Genomic DNA, 19,958 nt, shown 5'->3' with positions numbered 1-19,958 from the left:
CGACGCTTGCAGGCGGTGTGCAACTCGGCATGTGCTGATTTCAGATTTCTCGGGCTGCCCCGTTGCTGTTGTGAACCATGAAGGCTGACCAGATGCCGTCGGCCGCGCCTACGGTTCGCCGGTCACGCCGGGAGCTGCTGCTGGAAGTCGCCGCCGATCTGTTCCTGCACAAACCTTACGACTCGGTTACGGTCGAGATGATCTGCGCAAAGGCAGGAATCTCCGCTCCCGGGCTCTATCGTCACTTCCAGAACAAGCAGGCCCTCCTCATCGCAGTGGTGGAGAATCCGTTGGAGTTTCTCCATCAGTCCGCCCGGGCGACGGTGGAGTCGGAGCCCGATCCGCGTGCTGCGCTGGACGCCATGGTCGAATTCCACATCAGGTCGGTCCTGTCTGCCGCTCCGACAACGCTGATTTTCCTCAAGAACGAGCACGCGTTTCCCGAAACGGATCGCCGGCGCATTCGACGAGCGATGAATATGTACGCCGAGGAGTGGATTTCGACAGTGTCGCTGCTGCGGCCAGAGCTGTCGGATCCGGAGGTACGCCTGCTTACGCAGGCGGTGTTCTCGATGTTGAATACCGTACCCACCCTCAACAAAGGTCTTGACCAGGAGTCGATTGTCAGGACAATGTCAACTGCGGCGGTCCAGGCATTGACCTCTCCTCGGGCCGAGTGAGGTCGGACCTGCCGGATTGATCAGGCGCCTACGGAACGTTGCGATAGCAGCCGGCACTGGCCTGTAAGTAGACCCCGTTTCAATTGGATATCCTGATTGAACGGGGTTTGGCGTTTGATCGTCGACGATCGAGCGAAGGCGACTTCCGCCTGTGTCGGTCGCACCAGTCTCGACCTCGAATCTTCAAATACACTGTTACACAGCCGAATACTGCGGACTACGCGATCGTCGATGCGGCACGTGGAACGGAACAGTGACGCCATTACAGGGAGACTCAATTGAACGAGCATGATGTGCGAATGATCGTCCTGTCGACCGACAACTTGGACGAATCGGTCCGGTTTTACTGCGAGACCCTGGGAATGCCGTTGAAGTTCCGCGACGGGGACCACTTCGCGGCCCTAGATGGAGGGACTATCACCGTCGCGTTGGCGACTGCGGTCGACCACCCCATGCCGGGGCAAGTTGTCGTCGGCATAAGGACCGCCGACGTCGACAGTGCGGCGAAGACCGTGGAAGCCAACGGCGGTGGCATTGTGGGAGGCCCGTATGACCACGGACACGAACGCCGTGCAGTGGTCTACGACAATAACGGCAACGGCTTGGTCTTCTACAGCCCGCTTACCCGATAGCACAGGGCTGTCGGTGCTCGAAGAGCTGGCAGGACGAGTGGACGGGTTCAGCGTCGCCGAAGTCGTCGAGTGTGACGGGAAGGCCCCTGGGTCGAGTAGACCTATGACCGGTTCGATTCTTGGGGCCTACCGCGGGCTCGCGCATTTCACGTGGTCAGCCCCGCATTACCCGATGGGTGTGGGTGTAGAGGTTCATGTTCTGGCCACGAAGAAACCCCACGAGTGTTAGTCCTGTTTCGTCTGCGAGGTCGACAGCGAGTGAGGACGGCGCGGAGACTGCGGCAAGTATGGGTATGCCTGCCATTGCGGCTTTTTGGGCGAGTTCGAACGAGGCGCGACCGCTGACCATGAGGATGCTGCCCCGGCAGGGGATGCGGTGTTGAGCGATTGCCCAGCCGACGACCTTGTCTACGGCATTGTGTCGGCCGATGTCTTCGCGGAGGGCGAGTAGCTGCCCGTCCTGATCGAAAAGTGCGGCTGCATGTAAGCCACCGGTGCTGTCGAATACTTTCTGCGACTGGCGTAGTCGGTCGGGCAGTGTCGCCAGAACATCGACATGCACCGTGGTGGTGTCCTCGGCCGGGGAATGGACCGTCGCGAGGCGAACGGCGTCGAGTGACGCTTTCCCGCATACTCCACATGAGGAGGTTGTGTAGAAGTTGCGTTCGACACCGGGTTGCGGTGGGGGGATGCCCACGGTGAGGGTGATGTCGAGGACGTTGTAGGTGTTGAGGCCGTTGTCGTCCACTCCGTCGCAGTAGCGGGCCGAAGCGACGTCGTCAACGCTGCTGATGACTCCTTCGGTGAGGAGGAAGCCGTGCGCGAGTTCGACATCGTGGCCTGGGGTGCGCATGGTGACCGCGAGCGGGGCGCCTCCGACACGGATTTCGAGTGGTTCCTCGACGACGAGTGTGTCGGGCCGAGTTGTGGAGTTCGGTCCACGCACGCGCACGATGGGGCGTCGGGTAGTGATGCGTCCCATCAGGGTCGGTGCTCGAGCCGGATCAGGATGGCTTTGCTGACGGGGGTGTTCGATTTGTCTGCGACGTGGTCGAGGGGAATGAGGGGATTGGTTTCGGGGTAGTAGGCGGCGGCGTTGCCGACAGGCGTGGGGTAGGCGACGAGTCGGAAGTTGTCGGCTCGTCGTTCTTCGATGTTCCCGCTCCGGTTCTTCCATTCGGAAATCAAGTCGACGTGGTCGCCGTCTCGGTATCCGAGTTTTTCGATGTCGCGGGCGTTGACGAACAGAACTCGCCGGCCGCCTTTGACGCCGCGGTAGCGGTCATCGAGACCGTAGATGGTGGTGTTGTACTGGTCGTGACTTCGCATGGTCTGCAACATGAGTCGGCCAGGCGGGACAGGTAGCCACACGAGGTCGTTGACGGCAAAGTTCGCTTTACCGGTCTCCGTCTGGAACGTGCGTGAGTCTCGCGGCGGGTGGGGGAGTCCGAACCCCTCTTTCTGTCGGACCTTGGTATTGAAGCCGTCGAAGCCGGGCACGACGCGCGAGATCGCATCCCGGATGAGATCGTAGTCGGCGGTGAACGATGTCCACGGCACGGGATGGCCGGGGCCGAACAGCGTCTCGGCGATGCCGCAGACGATGGCGACTTCGGAGCGCATGTGGATGCTCGACGGGGTAAGACTTCCGCGGGAACGGTGGACCATCGACATCGAATCCTCGACGGTCACGAACTGCTTGCCAGTCGCCTGGACGTCCTTGTCGGTGCGGCCGAGCGACGGCAGAATCAGTGCGGTGCGGCCGTGAACGAGATGGCTGCGGTTGAGTTTCGTGGACACCTGGACGGTCAGCGAACAGTTCCGGAGGGCGGCCTCTGTGACGTCGGTGTCGGGCGTGGCGGACACGAAGTTGCCGCCCATTGCCATGAACACCGAGGCTCGCCGTTCGCGCATCGCGCGGATGGAGTCGACGGCGTCGAGCCCGTGTTCTCGTGGTGAGGTGATGCCGAATTCGGTGTCGAGGGCGGCGAGGAACGAATCTGGCATCTTCTCCCAGATGCCCATGGTGCGGTCGCCTTGGACGTTGGAGTGCCCGCGGACGGGGCATACCCCAGCTCCGGGTTTACCGATCATGCCGCGCATCAGCAGCAGGTTCACGGCTTCTTCGATCGTGGCAACACCGTGTGTTTGCTGGGTCAGTCCCATCGCCCAGCAGATGATGGTGGCGTTCGACTCGATCAGGGCCTGCGCTGTGTCGTGGAGTTGTTCGATTGTCAGGCCGGTGGCGTCGACGACCGTGCCGAGATCGACTCTGCGGATGTGATCGAGCCAAGCGTCGAACCCCGCGGTGTGGCGGTCGATGAAGCGTCGGTCGAGGACGGTGCCTGGTGCGGCGTCCTCGGCGGTGACGAGCAGTTTGGCCAGCCCCTGGAAGAGGGCCATGTCGCCGCCGATGCGGATCTGCAGGAAGTCGTCGGAGATCGCGGCTCCGTCGCCGATGACACCATGAACCTTCTGTGGGTCTTTGAACCGCAGCAGTCCGGCTTCGGGAAGCGGGTTGATGGCGATAACCCGGGCGCCGTTGGATCTGGCCTTTTCGAGTGTGGACAGCATGCGTGGATGGTTGGTGCCCGGGTTCTGGCCGGCGATGAGGATGAGGTCGGCGTTCTCGATATCCGGAACGGATACCGATCCTTTGCCGATGCCGATCGAGGCGGTCAGTGCGCTGCCGGACGATTCGTGGCACATGTTCGAACAGTCGGGCATGTTGTTGGTGCCGAAGGAGCGAATCAGTAACTGGTAGAGGAACGCTGCTTCATTGGACGTTCGGCCAGAGGTGTAGAAGATCGCCTCATGTGGGCTACCCAGCGCGTTCAGTTCGTCTGCGATGATGCGGTTCGCGTCATCCCATTCGATTGGTTCGTAGTGTGAGGCGCCTGGGCGTAGCACCATGGGGTGGGTGAGGCGTCCCTGCTGTCCGAGCCAGTATTCGGTGCGGCCGAGGAGATCGTCAATGGAGTGTGCGGCGAAGAAGGCTGGGCCGACGGTCCGTTTGGTGGCTTCTTCGGCGACGGCCTTGGCGCCGTTCTCGCAGAATTCGGCGTGCTTGCGGTGGCCGGGTGTTTCCGGCCAGGCGCAGCCGGGGCAGTCGAAGCCTTTGCGCTGATTGAGTTTGGCGAGAGTGGCAGCGGTGCGCGTAGCACCCATCTGTGACATGCCGCGTTGAAGTGATACGAGCACCGCCGGTACGCCTGCGGCGTACTGCTTGTTCTTCGTCACGACGATGCTGTGCTCGTCGTATTCGTATTCGTAGTCGTCTCGACGAGCCATCAGCAGTGCAGCCTTCCCCAGGTTTACAGACAGTCGGTCGAGGATGCACCACGGATATGGGTGGTGTCCAAGATGCCCGTCCTACTGGTCGATAGGCGTTGCCGATGATGTCTGGTCGAGGACCGAAGCCGTCGCTTCGAGAGCCTGAACGAGGAGGGACGACGGGCCTTCTGCGCGGGTGATCAACCCGACCACTGGAGCTGTGCGACCTTCGATGAGTGGAGTGGACCGGAGGCCAGGTGGTTCACCGAATACTTTGAACCACACCTGAGGCACCACTGCAGCCCACTGCCCGGTCTTGACGTGGGCATAGAGGGAAGCGATGGAATCGGTTTCGACTTGTGCGGTGTGGACTGCTCCGTCGTCGGCGAAATAGTCGTCGAGGATGCGCCTGCCGCGCATGATCGACGGCAAAGTGCACATCGGCAACGTCGACGCTTCGCTCCAGGAGATGTCGGCGCGGCGCGGGTGGGCCGGGTCGTCGGCGGTCAAGAGTGCGTATCGCTCGCGATAGAGCGGGAAAGTGTGATAGCGCAGGGCGATATCGTCGTCGAGGTAAGTGATGCCGCCATCGAGCTCGAAGCGATCGAGCCGAGCTGTGATTTCGCTCGAGGACAGGTCTTCGGCGAGACGCACCGTGATGAGGGGATGCCGCAGACACAATGGGCTCGACAGGTCGGCGACTGTCGCGGATGCGGTGGGAATGACCCCGATTCGGAGGGTGCCGGTGACGCCCGACCGTAGGCTGGCGGCCTCGTGTAGGAGTGATTCCTGGTTGGCAAGAATTCTCTGAGCCCAACGTACGATCTGCTCGCCCTCCACCGTGAGGCCTTCGAACTTGCGGCCTCGAACGATCAGCGGCAGATCGAGTTCGATCTCCAGTTTGCGGATCGCCTCCGACAAAGCCGGTTGAGAGACAGCACATGCATCCGCTGCGCGAGTGAAGTGCTTCTCACGCGAGAGAACGACGAGGTACTCGAGCTGCCGGAACTGCACAGCATAATCTTCTCATTCCCGTCTCGCTCCCCGGAGAAGGCGGCGAAGTTCTGCGGCCCGACAGCCGAGTATCGGATGCGTCGCTTGGTGCCCAGGTCACCTCTCTCACATCGCTGGCCAGGGTCTACGCCCTGCCGTTCTGGCCGTTTCGTCGATCGTGGGTGAGGACTCCCCAGGCGACTGCAACGGGACCAGACGGTCGGTATCGACGATTCGATCAACCCAATTGCCCCGACTCGGTGGCAGGTGGCGTTACCCTGAATTCAGATCATTGAGGGATAAAAAATGCTGTGTCTTTGGGGTACCGCCGGATCGAGTGAATCGCCAGCTGCGCATGGCAAATGGTGATCCGCTCGAGACTCAGCGTGACGTGGCGTCCGCCGTCGTTGCGGAGTTGACCACGGCAGGGTTTACGGAGGTCCACGAAATCGGACGTGGCGGCTTCGGTCTTGTCTACCGTTGTGGGCAACCCTCGCTGGACCGCACTGTCGCGGTGAAGGTCCTCACCGCCAATCTGGACGAAGACAACCGGGCCCGGTTCTTTCGAGAGCAGCGGGCGATGGGCCGCCTTACGGGTCACCCGAACATCGCTAATGTGCTCCACATTGGAACCACAACCAGTGGTCGGCCCTACATCGTGATGCAATACCACTCGCACGGTTCGTTGGACACCCGAATCCGTCGGCATGGCCGACTCGCGTTGGACGAGGCTCTGCGATTCGGCGTGAAGTTGGCCGGCGCGCTCGAGACCGCGCACCGGCTCGGCATCCTCCATCGAGACGTCAAGCCGGGGAATATCCTGATCACCGATTACGACGAGCCGGCCCTGACCGACTTCGGCATCGCTCACTTTGCTGGGGGATTCGAGACCTCGACGGGCATTCTCACCGGATCCCCGGCTTTCACAGCCCCCGAGGTCCTCGAGGGAGAGGAGCCGCCCAGCACGGCCTCAGACATCTACAGTCTCGGCGCGACCTTGTTCTCGGCCGTGACCGGGCACGCAGCTTTTGAACGTCACAGCGGCGAGCAAATAGTCGCACAGTTCATTCGCATCACTACCCAACCGGTACCAGATCTCCGCGAGCAGGGAATTCCGGATGATGTCAGCGCGGCCATCGAACACGCTATGTCAGCAAATCCTCGGGAGCGTCCCCTCAGCGCGGCGCAGTTCGGTGACGAACTACGCCGGAGTCTGCTCGCTCACGATTTACCGGTCGAAGAGATGGACCTGCTCCCCGAACGTGGCGCGAAGCGCTCCGCACAAGACCAGCCAAGAGCCCGTCGCCGCTCCACCACCGGCCTCCTCCATAACGCGATCCCGCCGTCAACATGGGGATCGGCGGGAGATCTTCCGTCGGATCTCACCAGCTTCGTAGGCCGCCGTCGCGAGCTGACCGACGCCAAGGCGAAGTTGTCCAGTTCCCGTCTGGTCACCTTGACCGGGATCGGCGGGGTCGGCAAAACGCGCCTTGCGCTACGCGTTGCGACGGAGGCGCGGCGCGGGTTCAGCGGCGGTGTGAGGTTGGTCGAGCTAGGCGAACTGAACGAGCGGTCACTGCTCGTGGATGCGGTCGCTGCGGCCGTCGGAATACATCATCGCTCGGCACGACCGCTTGAACGCGTCATTGCGGAGTTCCTCGCCACACGCAACCTTCTGCTTGTTCTGGACAACTGCGAGCGTTTGGTGGACGCTGTCGCCACGCTCGCCGGGAAACTGCTTCGGACCTGTCCCGAGCTGCGGATTCTGGCCACGAGCCGGGAGGTCCTAGGTCTCGAAGGGGAAGCGGTGCTGCGCGTACCGCCGCTGACGATTCCCGACGCGGACGATGAGTCGTCCCTGCGCGGGTTTTCCCAGTATGACGCCGTGACGCTGTTCTTGGAACGTGCCGCCGCTGCGGTGTCCGGGTTCGAGTTGACCGAGGAAAACCGGATCACCGTAGCGCACATCTGCCGGGCACTTGATGGTCTACCCCTGCCGATCGAGTTGGCGGCCGCGCGGTTGCGGGCGATGTCCGCCGACCAAATCGCCGAACGACTGAATGACCGGTACAAACTGCTGACCCTGGGACGTCGCGGTGCGCCGAGGCGCCAACAGACGCTGTGGTTGTCGATGGACTGGAGTTACGACCTGTGCAGTTCCTCGGAACAGCAGCTGTGGGCACGAGTGTCGGTATTCGCCGGGAGCTTCGAATTGGACGCGGCGGAAGGCATTTGCGTGGGGGAGGAGGCTCCTGAGGATCTGCTCGACGTGCTCACAGCGTTGGTCGACAAGTCGATCCTCATCAGGGAGGCTCCGGGCGGAGTGGTCCGCTTCCGCCTTCTCGAGACGGTACGTGACTACGGCCGACACAAAGCAGAGCAGTCCGGTGATTACGAGGCGTTGCGCTCGCGGCACCGGGATTGGTACGAGAAGCTGGCATTGACAGCGGAGGCGGAGTGGGTCAGTTCCCAGCAGTTGAAATGGATCGCACGGCTCGGGCGCGAGGAGTCGAATCTGCGTGAGGCGATGACGCTGTGCCTATCCGAGGTAGGCGATACCGACCCCGAAGCCGGGCTGCGGATCGCAGCTGCGCTGTATCCCTTCTGGCTTACCCGCGGCAAGCTCACCGAGGGACGATACTGGCTCGACCGAGCCCTCGCCTGCCATCCAGGGCAGCCCACCGTGACACGAGTAAAAGCCCTGTACTACGGCAGCGTGCTGTCCGAACTTCAGGGTGACATCCCCGCTGCGACTGCGCTGGTCGAGGAGGGGCGATCCTTGGCTGAGCAGATCGACGACCCGATGACGCGTGCACTCGTCGCCCAAGCGGAAGGGTTACTCGCGCTCAACAACAGCGACCTCCAGCGCGCGAGCGGACTTCTGGAAGAAGCCCGCACCATATACGCGACACTGAACGATGACCATCGGAAGGTTGCAGTTCAGTATCTACTGGGTTCGGCATACGGACTGCGGGGAGACATTCCGCGGGCGATGGCAAGTCATGAGAGGGTAATCGCGATGACGGAGGATCTGGGCGAGTCGATATATCGTTCGTACTCGTTGTGGTCCATGGGTGTTGCGGTTTGGCAGCAGGGAGACTCCAAGCGTGCCGCCCGCTTGCTTGAAGACAGTTTGCGGCTCGGCCGACTGGCGGACGACCAGATTACGGTCACTGTGTGTCTGGAATCCCTCGCGTGGCTCTGTGACGAGAGCCGTGCAACGCGTGCTGCGGTACTAATGGGCGCCGCCGAAGAATTGGGGAACACGGTGGGCAGCTCGACGGTGATGTTCCCCTACCTCCTCGTCCACCATGAAGAGAACAAGCGCCGGATTCGCCACACACTCGGTGAGCGCGCCTTTCACGCCGCCCATCGGGAAGGGCGCGCGCTCGGAACGCACGATGCCATTGTGTATGCCCTGAACGAACAGCCCAGGGACACGACGCGGCCCGCCGGTATCGCGACGAACCTGACCAAACGTGAATGGCAGGTCGCCGACCTGGTAGCAAAGGGTTTGACCAACAGGGCGATCGCAAAGAGTCTCGTCATCTCGGACCGTACCGCCCAAGGCCACGTAGAACACATCCTGACCAAGCTCGGGTTCACCTCACGAGCACAGATTGCGGCCTGGTTCGTTGACCAGACCCGAGGTGACCCAGTCTGACTCGTGAGCTCCGCGTTCGCCGTCCCACTCGTTCGGATCGGCGGCCAGCGCGTCGTCAATCGCGGCGGGCACAGGGGTGAACTCGGTTCGCTTCGGGTTGTTGAACTTGCCGCAGGTGAGGTGCTGGGGCGGATCGGCGTCGGCTGCCCGACCAGGGACAGCGATGCGCAAACGCAGCCGGAGGCTCGATCTTGTGTCACCGTTCGCGGTGGACTTCTTCCTGTACCCGCTCAGATCGGTCAACGGCGCACCCGATAGCGCAGGTGAAGCACCCGATTGCCCTGAATCACCACGTCAGGATCCTCCAACAGGTGCTGCGCGTGGACCGACCCGAAGAAACGCTTGCCGGACCCGAACACCACGGGTGCAACGTCCATGCGCACCTCGTCGACGAAACCCGCGGCAAGCACCTGGCCACCGACGTCGCCAGCGGCGACCTCGACGATGCGGTCACCCGCGAGCTCCTGCGCCTTGGCCACGGCTGCGTCGACGCCGTCGACGAAGTGAAACGGCGCCTCGGGGTCCCAGCCCTCGGGCTTCGGCCGGTGCGTCACGACGATCACGTGGTCGATTCCGCCCGGAGGCTTGCCGTCCCAGCCGTCCGTCATGTCGAAGACGTGGCGGCCGACGAGTGTCGCCCCGATCTGGTCCCAATACGGCCGGGTGTAGTCGTAGGACGTCTGCGACATCTTGATCTCGCCGCTCTCGTCCAACGGGACGTCACCGCTGGACAACCAATCGAACAGCGGTCCGGGCTGGTCGTTCTCGTCCGCGATGAAGCCGTCCACCGACACCGAGCTGTACATGACCACCTTGCCCATGGGGTTCTCCTCTGCTTTGGTGCTCCAAATTTAGCGGGTCGTGAGCTGTCGCTCTTGTAAGAAATCAATCGCCTGGCAGCGGCCACGCGAATGATGCGTCGCGCCGGATCGGTGCGGCGCGGCAGACCATTGAGGAGATCCACCGCAGCACCGCTCTCGAGATCGCGGAGGGGAAAGCCTTGGATGCTGAACGGGATTTTCGTGGCTTATGGATAGGGTTCGGCTACTGATCTGTGCGGCGCCGACGATCCGTGGGCCAGGGGCCACCCCGGAGCGGTCGGTCGTCGAGCGTGCGTTTCTCGTTGTCACGGAACCGCGGCTCGTAGTGATGGAAGAACACCTTGCCGACCAGGTCCCGTCGGCTGTGCACGCCGGTCTTGTCGAAGATGCTCTTCAAATGTTGCTGCACGGTCTGCGCCGACACGTGAAGCTCGGCGGAGATCTGCGAAGTCGACGCCCCTTGCAACACCATCGACGTGACCTCCTTCTCCCGCTCGGTCAGCCCGTACGCCGACATCAGCAGCGGATACAGACGACTCGGGTGCGCCGGCTCGACGATCACCGCGATCCGCCGCCTGTCCGTCGACGTCTGGCATGCACCGTGCAGCACCAACCACGCACCCGACCGCGACAGCACCCGCGAGATGGCCACGTCACCCAGCCGATCGCGGTCTTCCACACACCGCAACACACGACCGGCGAGCATGATCACCGCGGCCGGCAACTCGTCCCGATCCCAATCCCCACTCGGCAGATCCACCATCCACCGGTCGACCCCGGGCGTCGCGGATTCGATGTTCCAGTTCCCGTCGAGAACGAGCAGACCCGGCGAATCGGCATACTCCGGTTCCCAGGCCTGCCCGTACAGCAGTGCGCGGCGGGCACCACCCGCGAGGACCGGCGCGATCTCCTTCACGAACGACTTCTCGGTTTCGGAGAACATCGGCATTTCTTCGTCGCGATAGAGGCTCAGCGCTCCCCACGTTTCTCCCGAGCGCGTGCGTAACCGTGCGATCAGCTCCTGGTCGCCGCCGAGCGTCCGGTTCCGGCGCCAGCGCGGACTTCCCGACGGATCACCGTGCGCCGCTTCGTGCAACGTGGAAACCCCATCCGCGGAACGCATTTCGTCGGGGACGGACTGAACGTGGTCCTCGTAATACTCGGCGGCCAACCATTCCCCGGGAAACTCATCCATGCCGAAGTGATAATGACTGGTCATCAGCAAGGACACGGGGTCGAGGGTGAACCAGCACGGTGTCCAGTAGTACGGGACGACCCCGCGACGACGTCCGACGCGTCCCGCCACAGCGAGACCAGCCCGCTTGGGGCGGCGCACAATCGTGCGACCTTGTCTACCGCGCACTGAACGGAATCCACGCTCACGAGTCAATCGTACGAGCGCGGATCGGCAATCGGATATACCAGAATTGTGGAATGGTGCCCCCTCCGCGTCGGGCCTAGCGTCGGTGACATGTCCAAAACCGATACCACGAATGTGCGGCTGAGCCCGCCGCCGCCCCAATTGATGCCGCTGGTCAATCCGTTGGTCCGGCGGGTCATCACAACCCGGTCACTCGGTTCGGCGCATCCGGCGCCAAGGACTGATCGAGTTCACCGGCCGTCGTACCGGGCGTACCCTGCGGGTGCCGGTATGCCTCCACGACGTCGACGGTCAGACGCTCGTCTTCACCGAGCGTCCGTGGCGGCGCTACTTCGCCGGCGGTGCACCCGTGACGGTCACCCACCGGGGCCGTGTCCGCCGGGGGGCGGGCCCTGCTACTCGAGTCCACCCCCGCCGAGGCAGGCGCCGCATTCCGGGCAGCTCTCGATGACGGGGCCACCCCGTTCGAACTTGGGCTGAAGGTTCCGCGAGGATACGAGCCGACCGAAGCCGAACTGGCCGCGATCGCCAGGTCACTGATCCGCGTCGACTACGATGACTGAGGAGAGTTCATATGCGTATCAACAGAATCCGACGTGACGTCACTGCTCTCAGCGACGAACTGGAAGTACCGGGGATCGGACACCTGCCGGTGAACGCGTACGTTCTGCACGCCGCCGAACCCGTCGTCGTCGACACCGGACTGAGTCTGCCCGAACGCGGGTTCATGGACGCCCTGGGATCGGTGCTCGACGCCGCGGACGTCGAGTGGATCTGGCTGACGCATCCGGACCGCGATCACACCGGCGCGCTGTTCGACCTGCTCGACGCGGCACCGCGCGCCCGCCTGATCACGACCTTCGCGGGCGTAGGCATCATGTCGTGCGCACGGCCCGTGCCGATGGACCGGGTCTATCTGCTCAATCCGGGTCAATCCCTCGACGTCGGCGATCGGACGCTGACGGCGTTGCGTCCGCCGCTGTTCGACAATCCCAGCACGGTCGGCTTCTACGACGACCGCAGCGAGGCCTACTTCTCCTCGGATTGCTTAGGGGCGCCGATGGAGACCGCCGAACTCGCCACCGCCGACGACATCGGCTACTGCACGCCGACCACGGTGCGCGCTGCCCAGCACCTGTGGGCCACCGTCGACAGCCCCTGGGTTCACACGGTGGACCAGGACAAATTCCTGGCCACCGTGTCAACCCTGAGCGCTCTCGAACCCCGACGACTACTCAGCACTCACCTGCCCCCGGCGGACGGGCGCACTGCGGAATATCTCGACATGCTCGCCACCGCGCCGCAGGCCGATGCCTTCGTCGGACCCGACCAGGCCGCACTCGAGCAAATGTTGGCCGGATTCGAACCCGCTCGCTGAGAATCCTGCGAGGTGGAGAACGAACCTGGTCCAACCATTTGTCGCTTCGTCCGGAGCCTCAGCAGGCCGCACCGGATGTTCTCGCGAATCCGGACGGCGCCAACGCGATATCGAAATCGGGCGGGTCTCCACCTCCTGCCCACAGCGGCGCGGGCCCTGGTACGACCCCGAATACGGGGCCGTCCTGCGGGTGAACCCGGAGCCGCTCAGGGAACCTCGACACGAGGTCCTCGTGACCGACCCCGGCAAGCAGGAACACGGTGAAGCGGTTTCCCACCACGACGGGCTCGACCAGGTCGCGCACCGAAATCTGTGACGGTGTGGGCAGACGCCTATCTCCTCACGTTCAGATGGACGCCGGAACTCCGGTGCGCCCGACCCGCGCGACGGCCACATGAGCGGTCGAGCGTCTTTCGTGAAACTCTTCGAGCGTCGTTGTGTTGCAGCAGAGGTAGAGGGTGTCGAGGTCTTCTCCGCCGAATGCGCACGCCACTGCCCACGTGTCGGTGACCTCGACCTTATCGGTGATCTGGCCGCCTTCGACGACCCGATAGAAGCCACTGTCGGCACCGAGGGTCAACGCGTTCCCGAACCAGAGGCCGCCGTCGCTATCCAGGGCGATACCATCGGGATGAAACGACTCGTCGAGCTGCGCCCATACTCGGTGGTTGGTCAGACCACCATCTTCCGCCATGTCGAACGCGCTGATGCGGTGCGGGAAGGTTTCCGCGACCAGCAGGGTGCCATCGGGGGTACGTGCGCATCCGTTGGGGAAGATCAGATCTCCAGGAACCTGCGAGACACTGCCGTCGGCACGGATGTGGACGAGGTGAGTCGGCTTCGGATCCTCTTCACCGAGCGTGAATCCGAAATTGCCTGCATAAGCGTCGCCCGCCGGTGAAACGTACAGGTCGTTGCCGATCCCTCCAGCCAGTGCGCTGAAGTCGGCATACTGCTCGAGCTTGCCGCCGGCGGTGATGCGATACACCGACCGCTCGTTCTGCGAGACGACAAGAGGTGTCCCGTCGGGAAGGAAACCGAGACCGGACGGTCGTCCGGGCACTTTGGCTATCGGCGTTGCGGCGCCGTCCTCAGCGAAGGTGAGCACCTGTTCGCTGAAGAAGTCGCTGGCCCAGAGTTTTCCGTCATGCCAGCGAGGTGCCTCGAGAAACTGATGCCCGGTCGAGAATACTGTGGGTTGGTAGGTAGCCATCGCGTGAACTCCTAAGTCCGTGCGGGTTGAGGTACTGGGTGACTTTCACTCGGCTGTCAGGAATTGGATCTCGAGCCAAGGATCACGATTGTGGTGGATCAGCTCCTTGTGGAGAGGGTGATCGAGCTACTGCTGGAAGTCGGCATCGTCCTGGAAATGGCCACCCAGTGCGTAGCCTGCGTTGTCCGGTCGCTTTCCGAGGTCGAAACCGTGTCGGGCATTGCGCGCGTACGGAACTCGTTCGACGAAAAATCCGAAATCCTCATCGGAAATCGTCGATTTCACTGGTCTAAATGGACGGCTTGAAGGCGAATGTCACAACATGTATGAGCATGTTTACCCTCGGGTTCCGATCGGGGTGGCTGGTCAGGTGAGATCAGACAAGTTCGAACTGCTCCTGATATCCACCGGCAGCAGCCTTCTCGAGGATTTCGAGGTATACCGAAAGACCGCCGGGATACATGAGCATTTCGACGGTTTTGCCGGGTACGTTGGCGCCCATGTACCATGACTTGGCCAGCGGGAACAGGGTGGCCGAGGTGAGATCTGCGATATGCGCACCCCAATATTGCTGGGCTTCCGGCTTGGCCTCGATTCGGGTGTAGCCGTTGTTCCGCATGTGCTCGACGATTTGGATCAGATGTTCGCCTTCAAGTTCGGCGCATGTCGGACCATTGCAGAATGCGTTCGGGCTCTGGGGCCCGTAGACGTACAGAAGATTCGGGAAGCCTACTGTCGCCTTGCCCAGTGCTGTCCGGCTGCCGCCGCGGAACACCTCCTCGAAGGTCTCATTGCTGGTGCCGCGAATATCGATGGCAGTCAAACCTCCGGTGACCGAGTCGAAGCCGGTGGCCAGCACGATGACATCGACTTCGTGTCGAGTTCCGTCCGCGGTGACGATGGCGTCACTGGTGACCTCCCGGATCGGATTGGCAGAGGAATCGACGAGCTCGACATCGTCACGGCACAGGCTCTCGAAGTAGTTCTGCTCCAGGGAGACACGCTTGACGCCCCACGGATGGATCGGCTCGGTCGGTGCAAGCAGTTCCACCAGCTCCGGCCTGGTGATACGTTGACGTGTCTTGTCCCGCCAGAACGCGTACAGGATGTCGTTGTCGTCCTTGTCGAACAAAACATTCAGAAAGCCACCCAGCCAGGGCTGCAGTCCACCGTTGGTCCAGAGTTCCTCGAGTATTTCGTTGCGACGTTCCTCGCTCAGATCCTGGAGGTTCTCTTTGAGGAAGTCATAATCGAAACCGGCCCAGGTGTTCTTGCGGTTGGCGAATCGCTCCGGGTAGGTCTTCTTCATCTCGGCATTGTCCGCCTCAGTGAGCGCTCGCTGATTCATCGGAAGCGCGGTGTTGGGGGTGCGCTGGAACACCGTCAGATGATCTGCGACCTTCGAGGCCTCCTGGATTACCTGGATGCCGCTGGCTCCGGTGCCGATGACGGCGACCCGCTTGCCCGCAAGGTCGTAGCCCTCCAGTGGCCAGCGTGCTGTGTGGAAGTAGTCGCCCCCGAACTTCTCGAGGCCAGGGAGGTTGGGGAAGAGGGGCTTGGAGCCGGCACCGAGGCACATGATCACGAACCGCGCCTGGGTGGTGAATTCCTCACCGGTGCGCTCGTTGCGGGAGACCAATGTCCACTTATGGGTTTCTTCATCGAACCGGCCTGCCAGGACACGGGTCTCGTAGCGGACGTCTTTGCTCAGGTCGAGCTTCTCGTCGACGTATTCGAAGTAGCGAACCAGCTCGTCACGGCCGGGGTACATCTCGCTCCAGTTCCAGTCGCGCCAGAGCTCTTCACGCGAGAACTGGTAGACCGGCGCCCAGGTATCGACGCGTGCACCTGGATAGGAATTCCAATGCCAGACGCCGCCGAGTCCGGTGCCGGCCTCGTAGATCTTGACGTTGTAGCCGAGGGTGCGCAGCCGGTCGAGCTGGTAGACGCCGGAGAAGCCGCCGCCGATGACGAGGACGTCGAGTTCCTCGAGGAGTGTGGTGTTCACGGGATTTTCCTTTCGGAAGGGGTACGAGGGAGATGGGAGTGCGATCAGACAGCGTTGTCGGAGGTCAGAGCCTCTCGGATTCGGTCACGCAGGACGAACTTTTGGATCTTGCCCGTCGCCGTCCGCGGTAGTTGTTCGACGACTTCGAGCCGCTCGGGCAGCTTCTGGGTAGCCATCCGATGTTCGCGCAGGAACGACGTGAGCTCGTTCAGGGCAGGTGGATGCGCCTGGTCGATCGGTACCACATAGGCGCAGATGCGTTCGACCATGATCGGGTCGGGCATGCCGATCACCGCGATATCGGCAATACCGGGATATTCGAAGAGCAGGTCTTCGATCTCCTTGGCGGAAATGTTCTCCCCGCCCCGGACAATGATGTCCTTACGCCGGCCGGTGATCTGGATGTACCCGTCCTCGTCGATCACCGCCAGATCACCGGTCCGAAACCAGCCATCCGAGGTGAAGGCATCCGCATTGAGTGTCGAATCGAGGTATCCGGTGAACAGGTCAGGGCCGCGAACCTGCAGATCGCCGACCGCGCCCGGGGGGACCGGAGTGTCGTGCTCATCGACAGTCCTCGCTTCTGCGGACCCGATGGGACGCCCGTCGGTGGTGGCGCGCTTGTCCAGCGGATCGCTCGCGTTTCCGCCGGACAGAGTCGGGAATTCGGTCGATCCGTAGATGCGGGTCGCGGTGCAGCCCATCTGCTCCTCGGCCTGCCGGATCAGTTCAGGAGGTACGTCGGCGCCACCGCAACCAAAAACCCGCAGGGTGATGTCGTACTCGGCGCGATCCGGGTGGTGTACCAGCCCGTGCAAGAAGGGTGTGGCACCGACGACGAACGTGCAGCGTCGGCGTTGGAGCAACTCCAGGCCGGCGCCGGGGTCCCAGATATCTTGGAACACGACATGGCTGCCGAGCATGAACGGCAACTGCAGTCCGTACAGAATGCCGGTGATGTGACCGACCGGTGAGGGCATGTACACGATGTCCTCGCCGGTCAGATCGAAGAGTTCGATGATGCTCCGGTTCTCGTAATCCAGGCTTTCGTGGGTGTGCAGAGCACCCTTCGGATCGGAGGTGGTTCCGGATGTGTACAGAAGCAATGCGATATCGGTACTGGCGTGCTCGACTGGATTGTCGAGTGAAGTTGCGCCCGAAAGGAGTTCGTCGAACTCGTTGTCGGAACCGCGAACGGTGATCACATGCTCGAGGTCGGGGAGCGTGGGCGCCAGATCGTCGAACATCCCGCGGTGGTCGAAGGCGCGGAACATGCCGGGCACAAACGCGACACGCGCTCGCGATTGCTTCAGAATGAACTGCACTTCGCGATGTCGATAGATCGGGATGATCGGGGTGGAGACCGCGCCGATCCGCAGCGCACCGTGATGTACGACGATCGCTTCGAGCCAGTTCGGTAACTGCCAGACCACCGAGTCGCCCGGCCGAATCCCACGCTCGAGTAGCACGCCGGCCAACCGGCGGATCATGGCGTCGAGTTCGGCATAACTGACCTGACGATCGCCATCGACCACCGCCAGCCGATCAGGGTGATGGTGTGCATACTCGGCCAAAGCAGAATCGATCGTACTGTGGCTCCACTCGCCGCTGGTGAGGTAGCGGTCGCGGCGCGCGGAATCCGTGTACGTTGCGGTGATCATCGGTCGACTCCGTCGGTCAGGCGCCGCGAACCGATGAGTGCGTGGAGTTCGTGCTCGTCCCCATACCAGCTCCGCAGGGCGAGGACGCGGCGGTAGTACCAGTGTAGGTCGTACTCGGTGGTGAAGCCGATCCCGCCATGCAACTGCAAGGCATCCTCGACCACCTGCCGTCCGGCGCCGGCGGCATAGGCCTTGGCCGTCCACGTTGCCATCTCGATGTCGAAATCAGCGTCAGCAGAGGCAATATCGGAAACCGTTGCCTCGCAGAGCGCCTCTATCGAGATGGCCGCCTGTGCCATCGACGCCGCAATATGTTTCACGGCTTGGAAGGATCCGACGGGCTTGCCGAATTGCTGGCGCTGCGCGACGTACTCGACGGTTTTCTCGAGCATACGGCGGGCGATACCACTGATTTCGCAGGCGGTGAGAAGCCGGAACCATGCCCGGATCTGTCGTAGGAGTGTGGCCGCTTCGATTCCGATAGCGAGGATCTCGGCGTCGGCGACAGTTCGCGATGCGATCTCCAGGCGCACGTAATGCGATGTGGGATCAGAACTGCTGATCGGCGTGAGCGTCAGCGCCGGGTCACTGCCCGGTAGGAGCAGCAGCGCCGGTCCGTCCGGGCCGTCGACTGCCAGTACCAGCGAGTCGGCCTCGGCGCCAAAGCGTACGAGTTCGATCGTTCCCTGGATCTGCCCCGATTCCATGTGCACGTAACCGATCGAGGATGCCCAGTCGAGGGTGACGGCAGGGTCGGCGAAGGCGACGAGCGAACCTTCGGGAATGTCTAGGTAGGCCGGCAGGATCAGTTGCTCGACCAGGGGGCCGGGTACGAGTCGATCACCGACCAAGGCGATCAGGCCGGCGACCGCAGTCAGGTCGATCCCTAGACCACCGCAGTTTTCGGGGCGGGTCAGCTCGAACCAGCCGAGGTCGTCGAGTTCGGCCATCAGATCCGGGTCCCAGCCGCCGCCGCTGAGCAGGGCATGACGGTAGTCGGATGTGACACGGCGGTCGAAGAATTCGCGGATAGGGGTGACGAGGTCCACGTCAGGTGCGGTGAGACTCATCATCAGCTCCTGGGTAGGCCGAGCAGCCGCTCGGCAACGATGTTGCGTTGGATCTGTGATGTACCGCCGTAGATCGATGCGGCACGCGAGAAGTAGTGATCGTGAATCAACTGTTCGGCGTTCAGGCCGAGAGGTTGTGATTCGGTGTCGAGGCGGAACGGTCCGAGAAGATCGGCGAGGGCGCGACCGACCACCTGCTCTGCGTCGTTGAGGACGAGCTTGTCGATCGAGTCGAGCGGATGTGGTCCCTCTTCGTCGATCAGGCGTTGCACAGTTCGGCGGATCTGAGCGTCCAACACCCGCAGCGCCACGTGTGACTCTCCGATGGCGGTGCTGATCCGACGATTGGTCGCCGATTCCGGGGAGGTGCCTCGTAGTCCGTCGATCGTCTTCTCGACACCCCAGCCGATCTCCACCTGTCGGCGCATTGCATAGTTGCCTCGTTCCTGAGACAGGGTGTCGAGGGCAATTCGCCAGCCGTCGTTTTCCTTGCCGACCAGGTTGCCGACCGGGACTTCGACGTTGTCGAAGAAGACTTCGCAGAATTCGGCATCGCCTGTCATCTGGACGAGTGGACGGACGGTGATTCCGGGAGAACTCATGTCGACGATGAGGTAGGAGATGCCGGCGTGCTTGGGATCGGCGTCGGGGTCGGTGCGGCATAGCAGTGCGCACCGACTGGCCTGATTACCCCAACTGGTCCAGACCTTCTGTCCGTTGACGACGTACTTGTCCCCGTGGCGAAGAGCGCGGGTCCGCAATGATGCGAGGTCGGAGCCGGCGGAGGGTTCGGAGAACCCCTGACACCAGATGTCTTCACCAGCGAGCAGCGGTGGCAGAAAACGGGAGCGCTGCTCGGGCGAACCGTACCGGTGGATCGAGGGGCCGACCACATCGAGGCCGATCAACCCGATCGGGGCGGGTGCGTGAGCGCGCGCCAGCTCCTCGGAGAAAACTTGCTGGTGGCACGCGGTGAGGCCACGTCCGCCGGCTTCCCGTGACCATCCCAGTCCCATCCAGCCGGCATCGAATAGTGTGCGCTGCCATCGACGAAGGACGTTGAACCGTTCCTCCAGCTCCAACGGCACGGTGGGGATCTCTGCTTCGGCGAGCCACCTCCGAGCCTGGCGCCGCAGATCGGCGATCTCGGTGATCTGCTCGACCGGCACAGGTGAAACAGCATT

Annotated in this window: 17 protein-coding genes and 1 pseudogene; 6 read left to right on the top strand and 12 right to left on the bottom strand. The window is 62.7% G+C overall.

Annotation, left to right across the window (positions count from 1 at the left end):
- The first annotated feature begins 77 nt into the window (after nucleotides 1-77).
- A complete protein-coding gene (locus tag JQT59_RS23460) occupies nucleotides 78-680 on the top strand; it encodes a TetR/AcrR family transcriptional regulator (protein ID WP_213572197.1) in 603 nt (200 codons plus the stop codon).
- A 299-nt stretch (nucleotides 681-979) separates the two neighbouring features.
- Complete coding sequence (locus tag JQT59_RS23455; protein ID WP_502939730.1) at nucleotides 980-1,312, top strand: VOC family protein; 333 nt, start codon at nucleotides 980-982, stop codon at nucleotides 1,310-1,312.
- 154 nt (nucleotides 1,313-1,466) lie between these two features.
- Here the strand turns inward: JQT59_RS23455 and fdhD are convergent, their stop codons facing one another.
- The 3 genes from fdhD to JQT59_RS23440 all read right to left on the bottom strand — a co-directional run bounded on the left by fdhD (nucleotide 1,467) and on the right by JQT59_RS23440 (nucleotide 5,599).
- Nucleotides 1,467-2,294: a formate dehydrogenase accessory sulfurtransferase FdhD gene (gene fdhD, locus JQT59_RS23450; RefSeq protein WP_213572195.1), complete on the bottom strand. Its 828-nt coding sequence runs from the start codon at nucleotides 2,292-2,294 to the stop codon at nucleotides 1,467-1,469.
- Nucleotides 2,294-4,603, bottom strand: coding sequence for an FdhF/YdeP family oxidoreductase (locus JQT59_RS23445; protein WP_213572194.1), 2,310 nt, complete (start codon nucleotides 4,601-4,603; stop codon nucleotides 2,294-2,296). The genes fdhD and JQT59_RS23445 overlap by 1 nt, the downstream gene beginning before the upstream one ends.
- A gap of 81 nt (nucleotides 4,604-4,684) precedes the next feature.
- Complete coding sequence (locus JQT59_RS23440) at nucleotides 4,685-5,599, bottom strand: LysR family transcriptional regulator (protein ID WP_213572193.1); 915 nt, start codon at nucleotides 5,597-5,599, stop codon at nucleotides 4,685-4,687.
- A gap of 334 nt (nucleotides 5,600-5,933) precedes the next feature.
- On the opposite strand from JQT59_RS23440, the gene JQT59_RS23435 reads away from it, so the two are divergent.
- Complete coding sequence (locus JQT59_RS23435; RefSeq protein WP_213572192.1) at nucleotides 5,934-9,242, top strand: protein kinase domain-containing protein; 3,309 nt, start codon at nucleotides 5,934-5,936, stop codon at nucleotides 9,240-9,242.
- 239 nt (nucleotides 9,243-9,481) lie between these two features.
- On the opposite strand, the gene JQT59_RS23430 is transcribed toward JQT59_RS23435, so the two are convergent.
- From JQT59_RS23430 to JQT59_RS37195, 3 genes and pseudogenes are all read right to left on the bottom strand, one after another.
- A complete protein-coding gene (locus JQT59_RS23430) occupies nucleotides 9,482-10,063 on the bottom strand; it encodes a dihydrofolate reductase family protein (RefSeq protein WP_213572191.1) in 582 nt (193 codons plus the stop codon).
- A 223-nt stretch (nucleotides 10,064-10,286) separates the two neighbouring features.
- Nucleotides 10,287-11,446: pseudogene (locus JQT59_RS23425) on the bottom strand (helix-turn-helix transcriptional regulator).
- A 176-nt stretch (nucleotides 11,447-11,622) separates the two neighbouring features.
- Nucleotides 11,623-11,808, bottom strand: a complete 186-nt coding sequence (locus JQT59_RS37195; protein ID WP_249353780.1) for a hypothetical protein — start codon at nucleotides 11,806-11,808, stop codon at nucleotides 11,623-11,625.
- Nucleotides 11,809-11,815: 7 nt separating this feature from the next.
- Between JQT59_RS37195 and JQT59_RS37190 the strand changes: the two genes are divergently transcribed.
- Together JQT59_RS37190 and JQT59_RS23415 are read left to right on the top strand one after the other, a co-directional pair.
- Complete coding sequence (locus JQT59_RS37190) at nucleotides 11,816-12,007, top strand: hypothetical protein (protein ID WP_249353778.1); 192 nt, start codon at nucleotides 11,816-11,818, stop codon at nucleotides 12,005-12,007.
- Between the two features lie 11 nt (nucleotides 12,008-12,018).
- A complete protein-coding gene (locus JQT59_RS23415) occupies nucleotides 12,019-12,822 on the top strand; it encodes an MBL fold metallo-hydrolase (RefSeq protein WP_213572190.1) in 804 nt (267 codons plus the stop codon).
- 58 nt (nucleotides 12,823-12,880) lie between these two features.
- Here the strand turns inward: JQT59_RS23415 and JQT59_RS23410 are convergent, their stop codons facing one another.
- On the bottom strand, nucleotides 12,881-13,126 hold the full coding sequence (locus JQT59_RS23410) for a hypothetical protein (RefSeq protein WP_213572189.1): 246 nt from the start codon (nucleotides 13,124-13,126) through the stop codon (nucleotides 12,881-12,883).
- Between the two features lie 42 nt (nucleotides 13,127-13,168).
- On the bottom strand, nucleotides 13,169-14,035 hold the full coding sequence (locus tag JQT59_RS23405) for an SMP-30/gluconolactonase/LRE family protein (protein WP_213572188.1): 867 nt from the start codon (nucleotides 14,033-14,035) through the stop codon (nucleotides 13,169-13,171).
- A 90-nt stretch (nucleotides 14,036-14,125) separates the two neighbouring features.
- Here JQT59_RS23405 and JQT59_RS23400 point away from each other — a divergent pair, with 90 nt between their 5' ends.
- The gene (locus tag JQT59_RS23400; protein WP_249353776.1) at nucleotides 14,126-14,341 is read left to right on the top strand and encodes a hypothetical protein; all 216 of its coding nucleotides are present in this window, start codon (nucleotides 14,126-14,128) and stop codon (nucleotides 14,339-14,341) included.
- Nucleotides 14,342-14,411: 70 nt separating this feature from the next.
- On the opposite strand, the gene JQT59_RS23395 is transcribed toward JQT59_RS23400, so the two are convergent.
- The 4 genes from JQT59_RS23395 to JQT59_RS23380 are packed head-to-tail and all read right to left on the bottom strand — an operon-like array spanning nucleotide 14,412 to nucleotide 19,943.
- Nucleotides 14,412-16,043: a flavin-containing monooxygenase gene (locus JQT59_RS23395; RefSeq protein ID WP_213572187.1), complete on the bottom strand. Its 1,632-nt coding sequence runs from the start codon at nucleotides 16,041-16,043 to the stop codon at nucleotides 14,412-14,414.
- A 44-nt stretch (nucleotides 16,044-16,087) separates the two neighbouring features.
- A complete protein-coding gene (locus JQT59_RS23390; RefSeq protein ID WP_213572186.1) occupies nucleotides 16,088-17,704 on the bottom strand; it encodes an AMP-binding protein in 1,617 nt (538 codons plus the stop codon).
- The gene (locus tag JQT59_RS23385) at nucleotides 17,701-18,777 is read right to left on the bottom strand and encodes an acyl-CoA dehydrogenase family protein (RefSeq protein ID WP_213572185.1); all 1,077 of its coding nucleotides are present in this window, start codon (nucleotides 18,775-18,777) and stop codon (nucleotides 17,701-17,703) included. The genes JQT59_RS23390 and JQT59_RS23385 overlap by 4 nt, the downstream gene beginning before the upstream one ends.
- Complete coding sequence (locus tag JQT59_RS23380; RefSeq protein WP_213578029.1) at nucleotides 18,777-19,943, bottom strand: acyl-CoA dehydrogenase family protein; 1,167 nt, start codon at nucleotides 19,941-19,943, stop codon at nucleotides 18,777-18,779. Before JQT59_RS23380 ends, JQT59_RS23385 begins: the two co-directional genes overlap by 1 nt.
- Nucleotides 19,944-19,958: the final 15 nt, after the last annotated feature.

Source organism: Rhodococcus sp. USK13 (assembly GCF_018343855.1).
Classification (GTDB): Bacteria; Actinomycetota; Actinomycetes; order Mycobacteriales; family Mycobacteriaceae; genus Rhodococcus_F; species Rhodococcus_F oxybenzonivorans.
Note: the sequence above shows the minus strand (reverse complement) of the source record. Positions and strands in the feature narration are given on the sequence as shown.